General features: G+C 68.6%; 19 protein-coding genes. 11 read left to right on the top strand and 8 right to left on the bottom strand.

All coding sequences use genetic code 11. The features are described from left to right. Positions 1 to 79 precede the first annotated feature (79 nt). A complete protein-coding gene (gene holA, locus AB8619_RS11135) occupies positions 80 to 1,054 on the top strand; it encodes a DNA polymerase III subunit delta (RefSeq protein WP_436792707.1) in 975 nt (324 codons plus the stop codon). 57 nt (positions 1,055 to 1,111) lie between these two features. Here the strand turns inward: holA and rpsT are convergent, their stop codons facing one another. Beyond that, positions 1,112 to 1,384, bottom strand: a complete 273-nt coding sequence (gene rpsT, locus AB8619_RS11130; RefSeq protein WP_436792706.1) for a 30S ribosomal protein S20 — start codon at positions 1,382 to 1,384, stop codon at positions 1,112 to 1,114. 142 nt (positions 1,385 to 1,526) lie between these two features. Between rpsT and AB8619_RS11125 the strand changes: the two genes are divergently transcribed. From AB8619_RS11125 to rarD, 3 genes are read left to right on the top strand one after another with little or no spacing between them, the layout of a single operon-like run. Then, complete coding sequence (locus tag AB8619_RS11125; RefSeq protein WP_436792705.1) at positions 1,527 to 2,387, top strand: alpha/beta fold hydrolase; 861 nt, start codon at positions 1,527 to 1,529, stop codon at positions 2,385 to 2,387. A gap of 14 nt (positions 2,388 to 2,401) precedes the next feature. After that, positions 2,402 to 4,201 carry a translation elongation factor 4 gene (gene lepA / locus AB8619_RS11120; protein WP_436792704.1) on the top strand — a complete coding sequence of 600 codons (1,800 nt, stop codon included), beginning with the start codon at positions 2,402 to 2,404 and terminating at the stop codon, positions 4,199 to 4,201. A 41-nt stretch (positions 4,202 to 4,242) separates the two neighbouring features. After that, a complete protein-coding gene (rarD, locus tag AB8619_RS11115) occupies positions 4,243 to 5,163 on the top strand; it encodes an EamA family transporter RarD (RefSeq protein ID WP_436792703.1) in 921 nt (306 codons plus the stop codon). Positions 5,164 to 5,266: 103 nt separating this feature from the next. On the opposite strand, the gene AB8619_RS11110 is transcribed toward rarD, so the two are convergent. Beyond that, positions 5,267 to 6,556: an O-acetylhomoserine aminocarboxypropyltransferase/cysteine synthase family protein gene (locus AB8619_RS11110; RefSeq protein WP_436792702.1), complete on the bottom strand. Its 1,290-nt coding sequence runs from the start codon at positions 6,554 to 6,556 to the stop codon at positions 5,267 to 5,269. 103 nt (positions 6,557 to 6,659) lie between these two features. Between AB8619_RS11110 and AB8619_RS11105 the strand changes: the two genes are divergently transcribed. Genes AB8619_RS11105 through AB8619_RS11095 form a run of 3 tightly spaced genes read left to right on the top strand, consistent with a single transcriptional unit; the run spans position 6,660 to position 8,712 of the window. Then, positions 6,660 to 7,163 (top strand): SRPBCC family protein, encoded by a 504-nt coding sequence (locus AB8619_RS11105; protein ID WP_436792701.1) that lies wholly within the window; start codon positions 6,660 to 6,662, stop codon positions 7,161 to 7,163. Beyond that, complete coding sequence (locus AB8619_RS11100; protein ID WP_436792700.1) at positions 7,160 to 8,071, top strand: hypothetical protein; 912 nt, start codon at positions 7,160 to 7,162, stop codon at positions 8,069 to 8,071. Before AB8619_RS11105 ends, AB8619_RS11100 begins: the two co-directional genes overlap by 4 nt. Next, positions 8,068 to 8,712: a CPBP family glutamic-type intramembrane protease gene (locus tag AB8619_RS11095; protein ID WP_436792699.1), complete on the top strand. Its 645-nt coding sequence runs from the start codon at positions 8,068 to 8,070 to the stop codon at positions 8,710 to 8,712. The genes AB8619_RS11100 and AB8619_RS11095 overlap by 4 nt, the downstream gene beginning before the upstream one ends. A gap of 3 nt (positions 8,713 to 8,715) precedes the next feature. Here the strand turns inward: AB8619_RS11095 and AB8619_RS11090 are convergent, their stop codons facing one another. Beyond that, on the bottom strand, positions 8,716 to 9,357 hold the full coding sequence (locus AB8619_RS11090; protein WP_436792698.1) for a DsbA family oxidoreductase: 642 nt from the start codon (positions 9,355 to 9,357) through the stop codon (positions 8,716 to 8,718). An 86-nt stretch (positions 9,358 to 9,443) separates the two neighbouring features. Here AB8619_RS11090 and AB8619_RS11085 point away from each other — a divergent pair, with 86 nt between their 5' ends. Further along, complete coding sequence (locus AB8619_RS11085) at positions 9,444 to 10,025, top strand: DUF6886 family protein (RefSeq protein WP_436792697.1); 582 nt, start codon at positions 9,444 to 9,446, stop codon at positions 10,023 to 10,025. On the opposite strand, the gene AB8619_RS11080 is transcribed toward AB8619_RS11085, so the two are convergent. The 4 genes from AB8619_RS11080 to AB8619_RS11065 form a co-directional block, all read right to left on the bottom strand. Beyond that, positions 10,001 to 11,320 (bottom strand): DUF222 domain-containing protein, encoded by a 1,320-nt coding sequence (locus tag AB8619_RS11080; RefSeq protein WP_436796375.1) that lies wholly within the window; start codon positions 11,318 to 11,320, stop codon positions 10,001 to 10,003. The genes AB8619_RS11085 and AB8619_RS11080 overlap by 25 nt on opposite strands. A 61-nt stretch (positions 11,321 to 11,381) precedes the next feature. Continuing rightward, positions 11,382 to 12,182 carry a phosphotransferase gene (locus AB8619_RS11075; RefSeq protein WP_436792696.1) on the bottom strand — a complete coding sequence of 267 codons (801 nt, stop codon included), beginning with the start codon at positions 12,180 to 12,182 and terminating at the stop codon, positions 11,382 to 11,384. A 42-nt stretch (positions 12,183 to 12,224) separates the two neighbouring features. Next, the gene (locus AB8619_RS11070) at positions 12,225 to 12,512 is read right to left on the bottom strand and encodes a hypothetical protein (RefSeq protein ID WP_436792695.1); all 288 of its coding nucleotides are present in this window, start codon (positions 12,510 to 12,512) and stop codon (positions 12,225 to 12,227) included. Positions 12,513 to 12,514: 2 nt separating this feature from the next. Continuing rightward, positions 12,515 to 13,357: a phosphotransferase family protein gene (locus AB8619_RS11065; protein ID WP_436792694.1), complete on the bottom strand. Its 843-nt coding sequence runs from the start codon at positions 13,355 to 13,357 to the stop codon at positions 12,515 to 12,517. Between the two features lie 30 nt (positions 13,358 to 13,387). On the opposite strand from AB8619_RS11065, the gene bioB reads away from it, so the two are divergent. From bioB to AB8619_RS11050, 3 genes are read left to right on the top strand one after another with little or no spacing between them, the layout of a single operon-like run. Next, positions 13,388 to 14,353, top strand: coding sequence for a biotin synthase BioB (gene bioB, locus AB8619_RS11060; protein WP_436792693.1), 966 nt, complete (start codon positions 13,388 to 13,390; stop codon positions 14,351 to 14,353). A 28-nt stretch (positions 14,354 to 14,381) separates the two neighbouring features. Then, positions 14,382 to 16,130, top strand: a complete 1,749-nt coding sequence (locus tag AB8619_RS11055; protein WP_436792692.1) for a PP2C family protein-serine/threonine phosphatase — start codon at positions 14,382 to 14,384, stop codon at positions 16,128 to 16,130. Between the two features lie 20 nt (positions 16,131 to 16,150). Continuing rightward, positions 16,151 to 16,942 (top strand): methyltransferase domain-containing protein, encoded by a 792-nt coding sequence (locus AB8619_RS11050; protein ID WP_436792691.1) that lies wholly within the window; start codon positions 16,151 to 16,153, stop codon positions 16,940 to 16,942. Positions 16,943 to 16,967: 25 nt separating this feature from the next. Here the strand turns inward: AB8619_RS11050 and AB8619_RS11045 are convergent, their stop codons facing one another. Continuing rightward, a complete protein-coding gene (locus AB8619_RS11045) occupies positions 16,968 to 19,973 on the bottom strand; it encodes a PQQ-dependent sugar dehydrogenase (protein ID WP_436792690.1) in 3,006 nt (1,001 codons plus the stop codon). Positions 19,974 to 20,095: the final 122 nt, after the last annotated feature.

Genomic DNA, 20,095 nt, shown 5'->3' with positions numbered 1-20,095 from the left:
TGATCGTCTCGAACGACGTCTCGAGCGATCGTCGTGTCGCCGAGGTCGTGGCGCGGATCCTGGAAGCGAGGTCGATGTCGTGACCGCTTGCATCATGTTGACGGGCGGCGACCCGATCCTGCTGTCGAACGCACGCACCGAGCTCGTGGCCCAACTGGTCGGCGACGGGGATGCCTCACTGATGGTCGCCGAACTCGCCGGCGACGACTACGAGATGCGCGAGCTGGTCGACGCGGCCCAGACCGCGCCGTTCCTGACCGACCGACGGGTGGTCGTGGGTTGTGGGATGGGCCGGTTCAAGGCCGGCGACCTGGCGCCGCTGCTCGACTACCTGGCCGATCCGCTGGAGACCAACGTCCTGGTGCTCGAATGGGGATCGGCAAGCGGGGGCGGCCCGAAGTCCATCCGCGATGCGGTGAAGGCATGCGGGGGAGAGATCCGCCCCACCGGCCCGGGACGCAAGCTCGACGACTGGGCCGCGCAGCAGATGGCCGACGCGGGCATCCGCCCCGACCGGGCCGGCCAGCGCCTGATCGTCGACTGGCTCGGCGACGACGGCGGCAAGCTGCCCGGACTGCTCTCGATCCTCGTGTCGACCTACGGCGAGGGGTCGAAGCCCTCCGCAGCCGACATCGAGCCGTTCCTCGGCGATGCGGGCGGTGTCCCGCCGTGGGACCTCACCGATGCCATCGACAACGGCGACATCCCCGGATCGCTCACCGCGCTGAGCCGCATGCTCGGCTCCGGCCGCCACCCGCTCCAGATCATGTCGACGCTCCACGCCCACTTCCAGAAGATGTTGCGCCTCGACGGCGCGGGAGTGGCGACAGAGAAGGAGGCGGCGACGCTCCTCGGCATGAAGGGCAAGTCGACGTTCCCCGCGAAGAAGGCGCTCAACCAGGCGCGACGACTCGGATCAGCGAACGTGGTCCAGTCGGTCCAGCTGCTCGCGGCAACCGACCTCGAGTTGCGCGGGACGATCGATTGGCCCGAGCCGCTCAAGCTCGAGGTCCTCGTGGCGAGACTCGCCCGGATCGCCCGCACCGCTCGCTGAGCGCGAAAAGGCCCCGCCGGAGGCGGGGCCCTTCAGATCAGTCGTCGGACGACGAGATCAGGCGTCGGCGTTCTCTTCGATGCGACGAACGCGCTTGATGAGACGCGACTTCTGGCGAGCGGCCGTGTTCTTGTGGAGCACGCCCTTCGAGACCGCGGTGTCGATGCGCCGGATTGCCGCCTGGAGCTTCTCGGCGGAGTCCTCGCCCGACTCGGCTGCGGCGACCGCGGCCTTCGTGCGGGTGTGGAGTTCGGAACGGACCGTCTTGTTGCGCACACGGCGCTTCTCGTTCTGACGGTTTCGCTTGATCTGGCTCTTGATGTTGGCCACGTCGACCTCTGTCGCTGCCTTCGGAGATTGGGACTTGGAGACTTTGACGCGTCCGGGAATGCGGACACGGGAACAGGAGACGATAACGCCTCGGGGCCCGGTTGCGGCAATCGGAACGGTCCGAAGTGGCCAGACTGGGGTCGTGGACGTGCAGTGGGGCGAGCGGAGCATGGTGGATGTCGACGGCCTCGGCGTGCACGTCGAGAGGGCTGGGCCGACTCCGGCGGACGGTCCGGCGGTCGTCGGGCTCCACGGATTCGCGTCGGGCACGTTCACCTGGGCGGGCGTTGCACCGGCGTGGGCGAGCCGCTGGCCGGTGGTGGCGTGGGACCGTCCGCCGTTCGGTCGCAGCGAACGGCCGGTGGTCCACCGCGGCCTCGACGACCCCTATGGCGAGTCCGCCGTGCTCCGGCAGGCCGAAGTCGTGATCCAGAGCACCGTGCCGACACACCGAGTCGTGCTCGTCGGCCACTCTGCGGGCACGGTCGTCGCAACGGCCCTGACCGCCGCACGGTCGGTCGACGTCGCCGGCGTCGTCCTGATCGCACCGGCCCTCGACGGCGCCCCACCCGATCTGGTGCGCCGCCTCGCTGCGCTCCCCGGGGCGTCGGTGATCGGGAGCTCGGCGCTGCGGCTCGCGGTCCGGGGCGCGGCTCCCGCGCTGCGTCGGATGGGACGTCACCGGACCCCGCTGCTCGACGCCACGGCGGCAGAGACGGCCCGGACACTGCGACGCCCGGGGACCGCCGAGGGCCTGTGGCACCTCACCGCCACCTGGACCCCGCCGCCACCTCTGGAGTCGTTGGAGCCGCTCGGCGTGCCGACGATGGTGATCGGGGGGAGTGACGACCGGATCTCCTCGCCGGCGTCGACCCGCGTGGTCGCCGAGCAGTTGGATGCCGAACTCCACGTCCTCGACGGCGTGGGGCACGCCGCACACGAGCAGGACCCGGCGGCAGTCGGTGAGCTCGTGAGTGCCTTCGTCGCGCGCCTCGATCGGTAGCGTTGTCGGTTCCCATGTCCGCGCCCCGCATCCCGCTCGATCGCATCCGCAACATAGCGATCATCGCCCACATCGACCATGGCAAGACGACGCTGTCGGATCGCCTGCTCGAGATCACGGGCGCGGTCGAGCAGCGCGACATGAAGGAGCAGTTCCTCGACTCGATGGACATCGAGCGTGAGCGCGGCATCACGATCAAGCTCCAGTCGGTCCGCCTCGAGTGGAAGGGCCACGTGATCAACCTGATCGACACGCCCGGCCACGTGGACTTCGGCTACGAGGTCTCTCGCTCGCTGGCGGCGTGTGAAGGCGTCGTGTTGTTGGTCGATGCCTCGCAGGGGATCGAGGCCCAGACGCTGGCCAACTGTTATCAGGCGTTGGAGCACGACCTCGAGATCATCGGCGTGCTCAACAAGATCGATCTGCCCGCGGCCGAGCCCGAGCGGGTCGCCGAGGAGATCGAGTCGGTCCTCGGCCTCGACGCTGCCGATCTGTTGACCGTGTCGGGCAAGACCGGTGCCGGCGTCCCCGAGTTGCTGGATGCGATCGTCGAGAAGATCCCGCCGCCCGTCGGCGACCCCGATGCGCCGCTCCGTGCCCTCATCTTCGACTCGCACTACGACGTCTACCGCGGCGTCGTGTCGTCCGTCCGGGTCATGGACGGGACCATGCGATCGGGTGAGAAGCTCCGCTTCATCCAGGCCAAGGCCACGCACGACGCCGACGAGATCGGCGTGCGGGCGCCGGTGCCGACGCCGGTCGACACGCTCGGTCCCGGCGAGACCGGGTACCTGATCGCCGGCATCAAGGACGTCGCAGAAGCACGTTCCGGCGAGACCGTCACCACCGTGTCCAACGGGGCCGAGGAAGCGCTCTCGGGCTACCAAGACCCCAAGCCGATGGTGTTCGCCGGTCTCTATCCCGTCGACGGGGACGAGTACTCCGACCTCCGCGACAGTCTCGAGAAGCTCCGCCTCAACGACGGCTCGTTCACCTACGAGCCCGAGACGTCGATGGCGCTCGGCTTCGGGTTCCGTTGCGGGTTCCTCGGGATGCTCCACATGGAGATCATCCGTGAGCGACTGTCGCGTGAGTTCGACCTGAACCTCATCATCACCGCGCCGTCGGTGGCCTACGAGGTGGTCACGACCAAGGGCGAGCGCATCGAGGTCGACAACCCGTCGGCGTTGCCCGATCCGGCCGAGATCGACTGGATCGAGGAGCCGATCTTCCAGATCACGATCCTCACGCCCTCGGACTACGTGGGCCCGATCATCGAGCTCTGCGAGCGTCGGCGTGGCATCCAGACCCACATGGAGTACCTGTCGCCCGAGCGGCTCGAGATCACGTACAAGATCCCCCTCGCCGAGGTCGTGCGCGACTTCTTCGACCAGCTCAAGTCGCGCACGCAGGGGTACGCCAGCCTCGACTACGAGCTCATCGGCTACGAGCGGGCCAATCTCGTCCGGGTCGACGTGCTGCTCAACAGTGTCGCTGCCGACGCGTTCTCGTCGATCGTCCATCGTGACAGCGCCTACGAGTACGGCTCCAAGATGGCCGAGAAGCTCAAGGAACTGATTCCCCGACAGATGTTCGACGTGCCGATCCAGGCCGCCATCGGTGGGAAGATCATCGCCCGCGAGACGGTGAAGGCGAAGCGCAAGGACGTCCTCGCCAAGTGCTACGGCGGCGACATCACGCGGAAGCGCAAGCTGCTCGAGAAGCAGAAGGAAGGCAAGAAGAAGGCCAAGAACATCGGCCGGGTCGAGGTTCCGCAGGAGGCGTTCGTCTCCGCACTCCGCCTCGACGATTGAACTCGGTCGACGGCCACGCCGCCGACGGTCAGGCTGGGGCGGTGGACGACCAACGGCAGCAGCGAATCGGCATGGTCGCCGGATTCTGTGCCTATGGCCTGTGGGGCGTCTTCCCCCTGGTCTTCAACCTCATCGACGAGGTCGCACCACTCGAGATCCTCTTCCATCGGATCGCCTGGTCGCTGGTGGTGGTGCTCGCAGTCCTCGGACTCCAGCGGCGATTCCCCGAGTTGCGAGCGGTCCTCCGATCGCCCCGGTTGCTGCGGATCCTCGCTGCCGCAGCGGTGTTCATTTCCGTCAACTGGCTGACCTACATCTGGGCCGTCAACAACGAGCACGTGGTCGACGCTGCCCTCGGGTACTACGTGAACCCGCTGATCACCGTGGCGCTCGGCGTGGTGGTCCTCGGCGAGCACCTGCGGCGGGCGCAGAAGATCGCACTCGGGTTCGGCGCCGCGGCGGTGATCGTGTTGACCGTCGCCAACGGCCGTGTCCCGTGGATCGCGCTCGTGCTGGCGTGCTCGTTCGCGACCTACGGCTACCTGAAGAAGTCGGCCGACGTCGCGGCGCTGCCCTCACTGGCGGTCGAGACCGCGGTGCTCAGCCCCATCGCCGTCATCGGCCTGGCGGTCTTCCAGGCGAGGGGCGATCTCTCGTTTGCACACGGCACCGTCGGCCGCGACGCGATCCTCGTCGGCCTGGGCGTGGTCACCGCGGTGCCCCTGCTCCTGTTCGCCACCGCAGCGACCCGCATCCCGCTGTCGATGCTCGGGCTGCTCCAGTACGTCACGCCGACGCTGCAGTTGCTCTGTGGGGTGTTGATCCTCGACGAGGACCTGCCGCCCGAGCGGCTGGCCGGGTTCGTGCTCGTCTGGCTGGCGCTGACGATCCTCGGGACGGACGCCATCGGCAATGAACGCCGGATCCGTCGCGAGGCCGCCCTCGCCGCCACCGCCACCTGAGTCCGACCACCGACCGAGATCCGTTCTGGTGAACGATCGACACCATCAGGTGTCGTGTCCGTTCACCAGAACGGTTGTCCGGGGTGGGTGCGGACGCTCCGGGTCAGGCGGTGGCTGCTGCCAGGGCCTGGTCGAGGTCGGCGATGATGTCCGCCGGGTCCTCGATGCCGATCGACAGGCGCACCACGTCGGGGCCGGCTCCGGCAGCCTCGAGCTGGTCGGCCTCGAGCTGGCGGTGGGTGGTCGACGCCGGGTGGATGACGAGCGAGCGGGTGTCGCCGAGGTTGGCGACGTGCTTGAACATCTGCAGCGACGAGACGAGCTTCACGCAGGCGTCGTAGCCACCCTTGACCGAGATGGTGAACAGGGCGCCGGCGCCGTTGGGGAGCAAGCGCTCGGCACGCTCCGCGTAGGGCGACGAGGGGAGACCGGCGTAGTTGACGGCGCTGACCCGGTCGTCGTTCTCGAGCCAGGTGGCGACCTCGACGGCGTTGTCGACGTGCTTGCGCATGCGCAGGCTGAGTGTCTCGATGCCGAGCAGGGTGTAGTGCGCGCCCTGCGGGTTCATGGTCATCCCGAGGTCACGGAGGCCGATGGCGATGCCGTGGAAGGTGAAGGCCATGGCGCCGAGCGCCTCGTGGAACACGAGACCGTGGTAGGCGGGCTCGGGCTGGGAGAGCGACGGGAACTTGTCGGAGGCCGACCAGTCGAACTGGCCGGAGTCGACGATCACGCCACCGGTCACGGTGCCGTTGCCGGTGAGGTACTTGGTGGTCGAGTTCACGACCAGCGTTGCGCCGTGCTCGATGGGCCGGCACAGATAGGCAGTGGCCGAGGTGTTGTCGACGATGAGCGGGATGCCCGCGTCGTTGGCGATGCCGGCGATGACGGGCAGGTCGGTGATGTAGCCGCCCGGGTTGGCGATCGACTCGCAGAAGATCGCACGGGTGTCGTCGTCGATGGCAGCGGCGACGGCGTCGGTGTCGTCGAAGTCGACGAAGGTGGCCGACCAGCCGAAGCGCTTGATGCTGAGCGAGAACTGGGTGATCGATCCGCCGTAGAGGCGCGTCGACACGACCACGTTCTTCCCCGGGCCCATCAGGGGGAACAGGGTGAGGATCTGGGCAGCGTGTCCTGACGAGCAGGCCACGGCGCCGGCGCCTCCCTCGATGGCGGCGACGCGGTTCTGCAGCGCCCACACCGTGGGGTTCGTCAGCCGCGAGTAGATCATCCCGACCTCTTCGAGGTTGAAGAGGCGGGCGGCGTGATCGGCATCCTCGAACTCGAACGAGGTCGACTGGAAGATGGGGACCTGGACGGCGCCGAACGGGTTCTTCTCGGCGCCACCGTGCAGGAGGGTGGTGTCGAAGCCGGGCTGGGGTGCGTCGCTCATTGATGTTCCTCGGGAGATCGAAGTCGTATGGACGTGAGCGGTCGATCGTAGGTGGCGCCGCATGTCACAGGTGAGCGTCGTCACTTCCGGGTAAGGGCGATTCGTGCACAGATTCGAAGCCCGCAACATCTCGACCGCCGAGGTCCCCGCTCCACGGAGTGCGATCTGGGAGGTGCTGCGCTCGCCCGAGTCGCTCGCCGAACTGACACCGCTGCTCGACGGCATCACCGTCGATGGTGACCACTGGTGCTGGCGGCTCGGTGGCTTCTCCGCCCTCGGGATCGAGGTCTCGCCCTCGTTCACCGAGTGCATGCAGTTCGTCCCCGAGGAGTCGATCGACTTCCGCCACGATCCTCCCGCTGGGTCGCGTGAGCGGGCGGGAGCAGACGGCGTCTACACGTTGGAGGCGCTCGGCGATGCCCGCACGAAGCTGGACATCGACATCACCCTGCACGTCGAACTTCCCCTTCCGCGAGCGTCGCGCCGTGCGGTCGAGCGGATCATGTCGTCGACGATGGTCCGCACCGGGAACGTCTTCGCCGAGCGCCTCTACGAGCGTCTCGGTGTGGACCCTGCCGCGGCAAGCCAGTCGACGGTGCGAGCGTGACCGCCGTACTCGCCCGAGCGGAGAACCACGAAGGAGCATCGGCCTCGACCGGTCGGTTCCACGCGTACGCGGTCCGTAGCCGTACCGGCCCTCACGTGACCATGCAGGCCGGGGTCATCCACGCGAACCGGTTCTGGACCACCACTGCAGCCGACTCCCTGAAGGCCAGGAGCGTCGGCGCACACGGCGTGGCGACGGCCGTCGTCCCTGACGGCGCGGGTCACCGGGTCGTGTCGGGCAAGACGATGGTCCTGCGGCCCTTCCGGCCGTGGGACGCGCTCGACGACGTCTGCGCGCCCGTGTTCGCCGGAACGGCGCTCGCTCGCCTGAGCCTTGCCCATCTCGAGCAGTTGGTCGGCTATGTCGAGGCCTCCGGTTCGATTCCATCGCGTTGGTTCCCGACTCGCCGGGTGCTGCTCGTCACGCGTATCGAGCGGTCGCTCGTCCTGCGCGGCGATGAGGTCGTCGACGCCACGGGATCGTGGTCCGGTGCTCTGGAGTCCGAGAACCTGACGGTCCCGACGAGGTCGCAGTCCGAGTCCGGGTGGCTTCCGTATGAGCAGGTCGCGCCGTCGCACCGTTCCGTGGTGCGCCTCGGGGCGCGGGTCCATCTCGGAGTCGATTCGCCGACCGGGCCGGTCTCGCTGCCCGCCCGATGGCTCGGCGAGGACCGCTTCGCGACCTCGGCGTCGGCGCTCCGGGCCATCTCGGCCGAGGTCGACGGCCGGATGTCCGCGGTGTTCGACCAGAGCGCACGACGCCGGCCCGACGAGAAGCTCGGGGTGTTGTTCCGTGGGTCGGGTCGACTCCTCGCGGTCGAAGGAGACCAAGCGGTCCTCGGGCTCTCGAGCGAACGCATCACCACCTGGGACGGTTTCGACGCCGACACCGTCGACGTCCACCGATGAACGCCGTCGTGCTCGTCGCCGCCATCGTCCTCGCCACCGGCGCATGGATCGCCCTCTTCCGCGGCGACCGCCGCGACATCTGGCCTCGGACCTGGGTCATCGCAGGCGTCCTGATCGGCTTCTCGATCGCTTCGTTGGCGCTGGTCGGACGACTCAACGTCGTCGTCGGCCCGGTCGACGGGGCGACGATGGGCGTGGGCCTGTTGGTCGGAGCGGCCTGGCTGGTTGCGACGCACATCGGTCATGCGGTGTTGTGCCGCCTGTTCCCGTCGTTCATCGAACAGGTCCGCGACCTCTACGGCCTCGGCGTGGGCGATCCTCCCGCACGCGTCCTCGGCCCGATCCTCGCCATGGCGCTGGCCGAGGAACTCCTCTTCCGTGGCGTGGTGCAGGGCTCGGCGGGGTTCGTCGCCGGTGTCCTCGTCTACACCGCGGTGCAGGTGGCCGAGCGCAAGTGGGCGCTCGTCCTGGCGGCGTTCCTCGGAGGCGTCGTGTGGGGTGGGCTCTTCGAGGTGACCGGAGGGCTGGTGGCGCCATTCCTCGCGCACGCCCTGTGGACGGTCTCGCTCACCTTGGTGTGGCCGCTCGGAGGATGCGGGAACGATCGGATCGCCGCGCCCGCAGACGTCGGGTCGCCCTGATCCTCAGGCCGAGAGGCGCTCGTGCATACGGGTCAGGATCTTCTGGATGGTGTCGACGTCCTGCGCTCCGGGGATCAGGGCTGAGTCCTCGATGACGAACGCAGGGACGCCGGTGATGTCCTTGTCCGCGGCGGCCTCGAGGTCGCGGACGATCGCGTCACGACCCGCATTGGTCGCGACGGCCTCACCGGCCAACTCCCGGTCGACGCCGACCTCGACGGCCCAGTCGACGAGGTTCTCGGGATCGGCGATGTTGGCGCCGTCGGTGAAGTAGGCGCGGAAGAGACGGTCGTGCATCTTGTCGGCCGTCTCCATGCCCTCGTTCGCCTCGATCCAGGCGACGAGCATCAGCGCGGGGACGCTGGTGACTCGCTGGGCCAGGTCGAACCGGTAGTCGATGCCCAGTTCCTCGCCCAGCGCCCCGAGCCGCTTCGACATCCCGTCGAACGAGCCCGGGCCGTACTTGCGGTCGATGGCCGTCCGCAGGTCCTTCGGCTCGGTTCCCGCCGTCGGGTCGAGTTGGAACGCTCGCCAGTGGACCTCGACCTCGTCGGCGAAGTCGAGCCCCTCGAGGGCCTTCTCCAACCGCTTCTTGCCGAGGTAGCACCAGGGACAGACGACGTCGGACCACACATCGATACGCATGTCCCCACCCAACCACGTGGGTGGCGATCCTGTTCCACTGACGGGGCTGGTTCGGTACCGTCTCTCTCGTCGGAGGAGGGCAGATCGTGGTGAGGGGACCCCGGCCGGCGGCGCCGGCGTACCTCGGCGAGGGGCCGCACGCGCTGTGGCATGTCAGTGAGGACCCGACGATCGGACGGTTCGAGCCGCACGTCCCGAGGACGAACCCGTCGGCGACACCGGCCGTCTGGGCGATCGACACTCGCCACCTCCCGATGTTCTGGTTCCCGCGAGACTGCCCCCGTGGCTGCGTGTGGATGTCGGACCGAACCAGCGATGCCGACCGCACGCGGTTCCTCGGTCACTCCGATGCGAGCCGCATCCACGTGATCGAGACCGCGTGGCTCGGGCAGATGTGCACGACAACCCTGTTCGCGTACCGGCTTCCAGAGGAATCCTTCGTTCCGCACGAGCACGTCGGCGGCTACTGGGTCGCCGACGCCCCGGTCGAACCGGTCGAGCGCCGGGAGGTCGACGACCTGGTCGGTCGGCACGGGGCCGCAGGCATCGAACTCCGGATCACGCCATCGATCTGGCCCTGGTGGAAGGCGGTTGCTGGCTCGTCACTCGAGTTCAGTGGCTCCCGTCTCCGAAACGCGTCAGATCATCCGGACCGGTTCCTCGACTGACGGCTGACTTCTTCGTGACCAGTCCAGCGGCGCGCCGAAGCACCGCCGTCTCTCCGGAGGGCGGTTCCTCGGCGTGTTCGTTCAGTCGGACCGCGGGAACCGCGGGGTTCGCCCCGCCAGTCGATGCCCTGTGGGTCGGTCGCGATCCACCGGTCGCTCGACGTGTCGAATCGCAGCCTCCACCCGCGGTGGAGCAGTCGGTGGTGATGGCGGCAGTTGAGGGCGGCGTCGTCGACGCGGTCGGTCCCACCCTCGGATCGTGGATGCAGGTGGTGGGCGTCGGTGTGTTTCGCCGGACGGTCGCAGGACGGGAACACGCAGCCGCGATCGCGGACGGCGAGCGCACGACGCTGCGCCGCGGTGAACTGCTCGCTGCGATCCGATGCGTCGAGGACGGTGCGATGGCCGTCCATGAGCGTGGCCACGAGTCCGGAGTCGCAGATCAGCTGTTCGGCCACCGATCGCCCGACCCGCCACCGGTCGGATCGCAGCTCGAAGTCGTCGAGATCGTCGTACCGGCGATCGCCGGCGAAGGTCCGCAGGTCGATCACGACGTTGGTCGTCGCCGCCGATCGCGGACGCGTGACGGGCGGGTCGTCGTCGTGTGTGACGTCCGGTGCCGGTCCGTCGTCGTCGGGCACCTCGCCGCGAAGTCCCCACGCCGCCATGTCGGTCAATGCGTCGGCGCGCCGTTGGCCGGCTGTCCGTGGTGGAACGGGACCGTCGACGGGGTCGGGGGAGGGCATGAACGCATCGAGCCCAGCGGTGATCGTGACCAAGGCTTCGGGGTCGAGCCATCCATGGATCTCGCCGCCACCGAAGAGCGTCTGGCTCACGTGCACTTCGTGACGGTGCGACCTCGGAGGCGCGGAGAGTTCTTGGTCGACCAGCTCACACCAGTGGTGCAGCAGCCGTGCCCAGTCGTCGTGGCGATGAAGTCGACGGTGCTGGTCGAGGAGACTGCCGAGTGAGTCGTCGAGGAGTTCCTCCCGTGTGCCGGCTGCGTGGGCCGCCAGGAGCTCGGCTCGACCGAAGCTCAGATCACCGTCGAGAACCGCGTCGGCGAGCGCTGGGTGTCGATGTGCGAGTTCCGCGAGACGAGCGAACCGTCTCGCTTCGGGGGACTCCATCCCGGTGTAGGTCGCCAGCCACGTCGCCAACGTCCTTGCCCCAGACCGATGCCACGTCGCACGCTCGCACATGCCGATCGCCCTCGCGAGGAGTTCCAGGCGCGCTGCGTCGAAGGTCGATCCGAGCCATTCGGCGTGGTCGAGCTCCTCGATCGGGTCGTACATCGTCACCCCCTGATCGTCGCATGGAGGGGGTGACAAGAACTCCGACCGACAGCCGGTTCGGCTATGGCTGTTCGAGTGCTGCCTCGAACGCCGTCCGGGCCGTCGACCACCATCGTCGGCGACGGTCGAATCGCTCCATCCCGCCGATCTCCGACCACATCTGCACGAATCCCGGCTCGCCGGCCTCGGCCCGTCGTCGGACGAACTCGCCGCCGCGCTCGATGGACCGGTCGAGACTGCGGAGGACCTCCGACCGACCCTCGGCATCGAGTCCGTAGGTGTCGCACACGAGCCGCACACGGCCGGGGCGATCGGACGGGTGCCAACCCGACCGGGCCGAGTTGACGTCGTCGTCGACGGGAACGCACATCCGTACGAAGGCTGCGAGATCGAACGTGCGTCGCCCCGGCGCTGCGAAGTCGAAGTCGAGGAGCGCAACGGCGCGTCCGTCGCGGAAGACCACGTTCTCGAGACAGACGTCGTTGTGGCAGATCACGGGGCCGCCGTCGGAATCGGCCATCTCCGGGCTCCAGGTCCTGCCCTCGCGGACGGCGTGGACCGATGCGTCGTGGAGCGCTCGGATCAGGCGTGTCACCGATGTCAGGGCGTCGTCGGTCTGCGCCCAGTCCGGATAGGGCGGGATCGCGACATCGCCGGGGACGAACTGCAGGCGCTCACGTCCGTCGGCCTCCAGCCCGATCGGCTCGGGTGCGCCGCGGAAGCCGCTCGTTCGCAGGTCGGACAGGAACCCGAGGACCGAGACGGAGTGCTCGTTCGCGGGTCGCAGCACGTGCGACCCGACACGGACCACGGCGCCAGCGTTGGCGACGCCGCCCTGGAGCACTTCCTCGTCGGGTTCCACCACGTGAGCCTGACACGCGCTACTGCGGAACCCCGGTGGCGATCAGTCCGCTTCGGAGTCCGGACTGGCGCGCAGTCCGAGGAGCCAGATCGAGATCGCCGCCCACAGCGCAACGAGCGCAACGGGGACGATCAAGAACTCCGGAGGCCGCCTCGTCGTCGCGTACCAGTACGTGTCGGTCTGTTGATCGGGGGCGTATGCGAACCAGCCGTCGTTCACGGGGGCGACCTCGCCGAAGTACCACCACGCCCAGCCGCTGACGACAAGGAGGCCGAGTGCAACCACGAGAACGACCCGTTGGGGCATCGTCATCCGGCGCAGGATCCTCACGGTCAGGATTCTGCCCGACGTGGGGGGTCGAGGACGCCGGCGACGAACGAGCGGATGTTCTCGTCCTCGGAGTGCGGCAGCCACCAAGCCGCTCCCCACCGCTCGTGGAAGCGAGCACGATCGGCGAGACCACGGTCTCGCAACCACGACCACGAGAACGAGATGTCGTCGGCGGCCGCGGTCGGCGTGACGGCGAAGTAGGCGACGGCGAGCGCGACGTCCAGATCGGGATCGCCGACGATCGACAGCACGCTCCAGTCGATGACCGCGGTGATGCGGGTGTCGTCACACAGCACGTTGCCGGGGAAGTAGTCGAAGTGGAGGAGCGACGGGACCGGCTCGTCGGCGGCGGCGATCTCCTCTCGCAGCGAATCCGCCAGAGCCTCGATGTCCACACTCGGATACGCGTCAGCATCGGCCGCGGCGACCTGCCGATCGAGCGCAGCCTCGAGGTAGCCACGCCAGGTCTCGCTGCGGAGCGGTGGCTCGGCGATGACCTCACCGAACCACGGGCGGTCGAAGGCGATCTCCCGGAGGGCGCACGCCGTCTCGAGGTAGGAGGTCAACAAGGCTGTCCGCTGCGCGCCCGTCACCGAGTCGAGCGCCTCGGTCATCGACCGGCCCGGCAGTCGCCGTTCGACGAAACACGGCCGACCCTCCTCGTCGACGTGATGATCGAGGATCTTCGGCACCGCGAAGTCGAGATCGGACGCGCCAGCGGCGACTTCCTGGGTGAATCCGATGCGGGCCCCGATCGACGGATGGTCACGCCGCCAACGCCGCAGGACGCGGTCGGCATCGAGCGCGAACACCTCAGCCTCTCCGCCCTCGCCGATCTTCTCCATTCGGACGCCCTCTCCATAGGATCGCCCGCCATGGAAGCAGACCTGCGCCACGACTGGACGACCGACGAGGCGCTCGCCGTGCTCGAGCGACCGTTCCACGACCTCCTGCACGAAGCCCAGCAGATCCACCGTGCGGGCTTCCGGCCCGACGTCGTCGAGGGGGCGATCCTCCTGTCGATCAAGACCGGCGGCTGCCCCGAGGACTGCGCCTACTGCCCGCAGTCGTCGAGCTACGACACTGGCCTCGACGCCGAGAAGTTGATGGCGACCGACGAGATCGTGGAGGCGGCGAAGAACGCCAAGGCCAACGGCGCGAGTCGGTTCTGCATGGGCGCGGCATGGCGCGAACCGAACGACCGGCAGGTCGGTCGCGTCGCAGAGGCCATCGCTGCCGTCGGCGACCTGGGCATGGAGACGTGCGTGACGCTGGGCATGCTCACCGACGCCCAGGCCAAGACGCTGTCGGAGGCCGGGCTCGACTACTACAACCACAACCTCGACACCTCGCCGGACTTCTACGGCGAGATCATCACCACCCGCACCTACCAGGACCGCCTCGACACCATCGGCCACGTGCGCGATGCGGGCGTCCGTCTGTGCTGCGGAGGCATCGTGGGAATGGGGGAGAGCCGTCGTCAGCGTGCGGGGCTGCTCGCCCAGCTCGCGCAGCTCGACCCGCATCCGGAGAGCGTGCCGATCAACCTCTTGGTCCAGGTCCCGGGAACGCCCCTCGCCGGCACCGAGGAGCTCGACGGACTCGAGTTGGTGCGGACGATCGCGGCCGCGCGGATCATGATGCCCGGCTCGGTGGTTCGGCTCTCCGCCGGGCGCAACCAGATGACCGACGAGCTCCAGGCGCTGTGCATGCACGCCGGCGCGGCGAGCATCTTCCTGGGCGACACGCTCCTCACGACCGACAACCCCGGTGACGACCACGACACCGAGTTGCTCGGCAAGCTCGACACCACACTCGCCGAGGGCTCGCTCCTCGCCTGACGCGGTCGCCGGGGTAGGTTGCCCCCTCTTGGCAGAGCATCAGCCGGACCGCGAGACGGGCCCGGAGAAGAGCGAACTGGTCGGGCTCGACCGTGTCTTCGCGGCTGCTGGGGCCATGGCCCCGCTGATCGCGGAGTTCGACTGGCAGACGAGTTCGTTGGGTCACCCGGACACGTGGCCGCAGAGCCTCCGGTCGGCGGCGAGCATCTGCATGGGCGCGAAGTATCCGATCGCCATCTACTGGGGCCCCGATCTCTCGCTGATCTACAACGAGGCCTGGAGCGAGATCCCCGGCGACAAGCATCCGTGGGCGTTCGGGCGGCCGGCGAGGACGGTGTGGCCCGACATCTGGCACATCGTGGGGCCGGAGTTCGACAAGGCGTTGAGCGGCGAAGGCACGTTCGTCGTCGACCGGCTGCTCCCCATGCAGCGACACGGCTTCGTCGAGGAGACGTACTTCAACTACAACCTCAGCCCGATCGCCGCGGAGAACCGGCAGATCACCGGGGTGTTCAACGCCGGCCTCGAGACGACGGACCGGGTCGTGGCCGAGCGGCGACAGCGCCTCCACCTGGATCTGGCGTCCACGTCGGGCCGGGCCTCGAGCGTCGACCAGCTCTGCCACGAGGTCGCCGCGACACTGTGTGACCACCGCCAGGAGGTCCCGTTCGCGCTGCTCTATCTGTTCGAGGAGGGGGTGGCGTCCCTCGCCGCAACAACCGTCGAATGCCTGGCGACGCCGACCTCGCTGCGGTTCGACGAGGACGGTCCCGACCCTTGGCAACTCCGGCACGTCGAGGCGTCGAGGGCACCGGTCGTCATCGACGGGATCGGTGACCTGGTGGCGGTCGAGCCGGTGGGCGACTGGCCCGATCCAGCGACGACAGCCGTCGTGGTCCCCATCAGACGGCGGAGCCGTCGCAGCAGACATCGGGCGAAGGGCGTGCTGATCGTCGGCGTACCACCGGGCCGTCCGCTCGACGAGCCGATGCAACGTTTCCACGAGACGCTCTGCGAAGACCTCGCCGCGGCGCTGCGCGACACGCGCCAGGACGAACGAGAGCGCCGGCAGTTCGAGGCCGAACGGAAGATCGCCGCCACACTGCAGCAGAGCCTCATCCCCGCGCTCCCGCGCCTCGAGTCCGTCGGCCTCGACGGGCGCTACCTCCCCGGCGCCGACGGCGTCGAGGTCGGTGGTGACTGGTACGACGCACTCGAACTCGCCGATGGGCGGGTCGGTCTCGTCATCGGCGACGTGGTCGGCAAGGGCGTCGCCGCCGCGGCGCACATGGGTCGGCTGAGCAACGCCGTACGCGCCTACTGGCTCGAGGGTTTCTCGCCGGGAACGGTCCTCGAACGACTCGATCGCCTGACCCGATCCGTCGTCGGCTCGACGTTCGCCACGGTTCTCGCCCTGGACTTCGACCCGCGCACGCGAGTGCTGCGGTGGTCACGGGCCGGGCACATGCCGCCGATGGTGCGTGGGATCGACGGCGCGGTCCGCCTGCTCGACGACCCTGGTTCGGCGCCCATCGGCGTCTTCGCCGACATCGAGACGGTCGAGTGGTCGACGTCGCTCGCCCCGGGCGAAGTGCTCCTGCTCTACACCGACGGTCTGATCGAGCGGCGGGACGAGGACATCGACGTCGGCATGCAGCGACTGTCCGACGTGTTCTCGGCGACCACTCCCGATGACGGCATGCTCGACGCCATCGTCGCCGGGGTGGCGAGCGACGAACTCCGCGACGACGTCGCAATCCTCGTGCTCCACGCCTGACCATCGGCCACGATGGCGTGATGCCCGACGACACCTACACCCATGGTCACCAGCCCTCGGTGTTGCGATCCCACACCTGGCGGACGATCGAGAATTCGGCGGCCTACCTCTCGCCACGCCTCGAAGCGGGTCTCGACGTCCTCGACGTCGGCTGCGGTCCCGGCACCATCACCGCGGAGATCGCGGCACGGGTGACGCCTGGCCGGGTCGTCGGGCTCGACCGGAGTGAGGAGGTCATCGGCACGGCCGCCGCGCTCGATGCCGACAACCTGTCGTTCCGGGTCGGTGACGTCTATGCCCTGGACTTCCCGGACGACTCGTTCGACGTCGTGCACGCACATCAGGTGGTCCAGCACCTGTCGGATCCGGTCGCAGCGCTCCGTGAGATGCGACGGGTGTGCCGCCCGGACGGCATGGTCGCGGTGCGCGACGCCGACTACTCGTCGTTCGCCTGGGCGCCGGAGGACGATCGACTCCGTCGCTGGCTCGACGTCTACCTGGCGGTGGCGCGGTCCAACGACGCAGAGCCTGACGCCGGCCGCCACCTCAAGGGGTGGGCACTCGACGCCGGGTTCTCCTCGATCGAATCCTCGGCGTCGGTGTGGTGCTTCACGGACGACGACGATCGGGCCTGGTGGGGCGGGTTGTGGGCCGACCGGGTCGTGGACTCCGACCTCGCGGCGCAGGCCGTCGAGCGCGGCCTGAGCACCGACCATGAGTTGGCGGACATGGCCGACGCATTCCGAGCGTGGGCCGAGCGGAGCGACGGGTGGTTCGCCGTCCTCCACGGTGAGGTGCTCGCACGACCGTGACGTGGACGACCGACCAGGCGGTGCGTCAGCCGATGTGGATGACCCGCTGCACGTAGCGGAACTGCCCGCCGGTGTCGCGAACGGCAGCGGAGATCTGCACGGACACGCCGGCGGGGAGCAAGAAGTCGGCGCTCCAGCCCTCGGTGCCCTCCGGTGACGTGGGCACGGTGGTGGCCGCGAAGGTGTATTTGGCGCTCTGCCATGCGGTGCCGTTCCACCACTCGCTCGCACCCACTCTTTTCAACTGGAGCGTGACCGACGCGACGCCGCGGTCGTCGTGGGCGAGGCCTTCGATGGTGACCGACGGCGTCACGGTCTCGCCGGCGGCAGGTCCGGTGATCTCGATGGTCGGTGGCTCGTCGACCCCTGGCTCGACCACATGGACGACACGTTGGACGTACACCGACTGCCCGATCGAGTCGCGGGCCAGCGCCGAGAGTTGCACGCTCACGCCGGCGGGGATGGCGAACTGGTTCGACCACTGGACGTCGGCTGCGGCGGTGAAGTCGGAGATGAACGACGTCTTGAACGGCTGCCACGTCGAGCCGTCCCACCACTGGTCCGCTCCGACGCGCTTGGCCTGGACGGAGACCCGGGTGACCGAGTGGTCGTCGGCCGCGGTGCCCGAGACCACGAACGGGGTGGCGACCGCCTCACCGGCACCGGGGCTCCCGATCGCCACGACGGGAGGTTGGTCGGTGGCGTCGGGGATCGAGAAGACCCGTTGGACCCAGTGCCGTTTGCCGACGAGGTCCTTGGCGTTCGCCGTCAGCTGGAACGAGCCCGGCGGGAGGTCGCCGATGGTGTACGTCCACGGCACCGTGCCGTCCGACTGCGGCGTGCCGAGCGTGGCGAAGAACGACGTCGGGGTGGGCTGCCACTGCGACCCGTTCCAGTACTCGGCGGCGCCCAGGCGCTTGATCTGGATCGAGACCAGTTCGATGCCGATCTGGTCGTAGGCCTCTCCGCTGATCACGGTTCCCGTGGCGACCTCGGCGCCGGCGCTGGGACTGACGAAGGTGGTGATGGGTCGCTCGTCGACGACGTAGTCGGCGGTGAGCGTGGTCGCCTCACCGGGAGTCACCCAGGCGTGCTCCTCGGCGCCGCCGTCACTCCACGAGTCGAAGGCGTAGGCGGTCGGTCCGATCCAACGGGGTTCCGGAGCGTCGACCACCCGCTCGATCCCGGCAACGCCGTCGAACGTGTGGGGCGTGGTGATCGGCTCGGCGTCGATCGTGAGCGAGAGGCCGGCTGGCTGGGTCTCGATCCGCATCTGATTGACCACGGGGTGGACGTCGACATGCGTCGACGTCTGTGCGCCGCCGGAGTCGGTGACGGTGAGATGGATCCGATACCAGATGTCGGCCGCGGTCTCGCCCGTCGTCGGGATCTCGAAGCTGCCGCTGTCGGTGCCGTCGACGTCGTCGAGGAACGGGTGGGTGTGGGTGTTGTGGTGGAAGACGACCTGCCACTGCATGGCCGATCCGTCGAGCGCACCGTCCTCGTCGTCGGATGCGGTCCCCGCGAAGTCGATGGTGTCGCCGGCGGTCCAGAGGTCTTCGCCGGTCGGGAGCGTGATCGTGGCCGTCGGCGCGGTGTTGTCGCTGATCGTCAGGGTCGCGGGGTCACTGGTCACCGAAGCACCGTTCCCGGCGGTGATGACGACGTCGAAGGTGGCGCCGTCGTCGTCGGCGGTGAGGTCACTGATCGTGAGCGAAGCAGCCGTCGCTCCGTCGATGGCCGATCCGTCGCGTCGCCACTGATAGGTCAGTGGCGGGGGTCCGTCGGCCTCGACGCCGAACGTGACGCTCCCGCCGATGGCGGCGTTGCGGTCGACGGGCTGGGTCAGGATCGAGAGCGGCGCGTCGGCGTCGTGGTCGATACGTCCGATCCCGCCGGACTGGTTGTCGGCGTCGCCTTCGTAGGTGCGGTCGAGGTAGTAGAGCGAGCCGGTGACGGGGTCGACGACCACGTCGATCAGGGCGACGAGGCCTTCGAGGAATCGCTCGCTGGTGCCGGTCTCGACGTCGACGGCGTCGATCCAGCCCTTGCAGTGGTCACCGACGAAGAACGTTCCGTCGTGGACCGGTGGGAAGTTGCCGAGGCCCGGGGGCATGAAGGCGCCGCCGGTGATGGCGCATCCGGCGAACGTCTCGCCGACGAAGTGCGGGAACACCCAGACCGGGTCGGTGTACGAGGGGTTGCCGGCCTGGCCGGTCACCACCGGCCATCCGAAGTTGGCGCCGGCGGCGAGGTGGTTGACCTCTTCCCACTGGGTTGCGCCGACGTCGGAGATGTAGATCTCACCGTCGGCCCTGGCCTCGATCCGCCAGGGATTGCGGAGGCCACTCGCATAGATCGCACGGAGGCCTCCCGTGAGTGTGTCGAAGTACGGGTTGTCGGTCGGGATCGAGCCGTCCGGATCGAGGCGCAGGACCTTCCCGGCGAACGAACCCATGTCCTGCGCGAGCGACGGCTTCACCCGTTCGCCCAGGGCCCAGTAGAGCTTCCCGTCGGCGCCGAACGCGAGATCGCCGCCCTGGTGGAGCTGGGTCTGGGTGTTCCAGTCGGGGATCGAGAAGAGCACCTGCTTGGTCGAGGTGTCCGGGGTCCTGCCGACGACCAGGTACCGCACCAGCTCGAATCGTTGTGGACCGTTGGCGTCCGCTGCGGTGATGTAGCTGACGTAGACGTAGGGATTCGCGGCGAAGTCGGGGTGCCAGGTGATGCCGTGGAGACCCATCTCGAGGTTGAGCACTTCGGGGATCACCAGATAGGGCGTCGGATCGAGGACGTCGTCCTCGATCACGCGGACGACTCGCTCCTGGCGGCCGGTCAACACGTAGATCCGCCCGTCCGGACCAATCTCCATGCCGACGGGGTTGACGAGGTTGGTCGCGACGGTCGTGCGCACGTATCCCTCGGGCAGGGTGGGCCCGGCGGCGCTGGCGGTCGATGCCAGGGGTGCGGCGACGCCGAGGAGCGCGAGGACGAGTCCGATCGCGGTCATGGCGATGGTGCGTTGCTTCATCGGGCGTCCCAGGTCGATCGAGCGGAGCGGGCCTCGCCGGACAAGCTTCCCAAAGCGTCGGATCGACGTGGAGGGTCGATCGGCCCACCGACGGGGTCAGCGCTGGTTGATCATCGACCGTG

Origin of the sequence: Actinospongiicola halichondriae (assembly GCF_049103745.1) — a bacterium.
In the GTDB taxonomy this organism is placed as follows: domain Bacteria; phylum Actinomycetota; class Acidimicrobiia; order Acidimicrobiales; family Salinilacustritrichaceae; genus Salinilacustrithrix; species Salinilacustrithrix halichondriae.
The sequence above is the reverse complement of the archived record's forward strand: the minus strand, read 5'-3'. Positions and strand labels throughout refer to the sequence as shown.

What these genes read in the sequence shown, in the direction of transcription:
- lepA (WP_436792704.1), top strand. Translation starts at nt 2,402, where the DNA reads ATGTCCGCGCCCCGCATCCCGCTCGATCGCATCCGCAACATAGCGATC.
- AB8619_RS11110 (WP_436792702.1), bottom strand. Translation starts at nt 6,556, where the DNA reads ATGAGCGACGCACCCCAGCCCGGCTTCGACACCACCCTCCTGCACGGT.
- AB8619_RS11095 (WP_436792699.1), top strand. Translation starts at nt 8,068, where the DNA reads ATGAACGCCGTCGTGCTCGTCGCCGCCATCGTCCTCGCCACCGGCGCA.
- AB8619_RS11090 (WP_436792698.1), bottom strand. Translation starts at nt 9,357, where the DNA reads ATGCGTATCGATGTGTGGTCCGACGTCGTCTGTCCCTGGTGCTACCTC.
- AB8619_RS11080 (WP_436796375.1), bottom strand. Translation starts at nt 11,320, where the DNA reads ATGTACGACCCGATCGAGGAGCTCGACCACGCCGAATGGCTCGGATCG.
- AB8619_RS11065 (WP_436792694.1), bottom strand. Translation starts at nt 13,357, where the DNA reads ATGGAGAAGATCGGCGAGGGCGGAGAGGCTGAGGTGTTCGCGCTCGAT.
- bioB (WP_436792693.1), top strand. Translation starts at nt 13,388, where the DNA reads ATGGAAGCAGACCTGCGCCACGACTGGACGACCGACGAGGCGCTCGCC.
- AB8619_RS11050 (WP_436792691.1), top strand. Translation starts at nt 16,151, where the DNA reads ATGCCCGACGACACCTACACCCATGGTCACCAGCCCTCGGTGTTGCGA.
- AB8619_RS11045 (WP_436792690.1), bottom strand. Translation starts at nt 19,973, where the DNA reads ATGAAGCAACGCACCATCGCCATGACCGCGATCGGACTCGTCCTCGCG.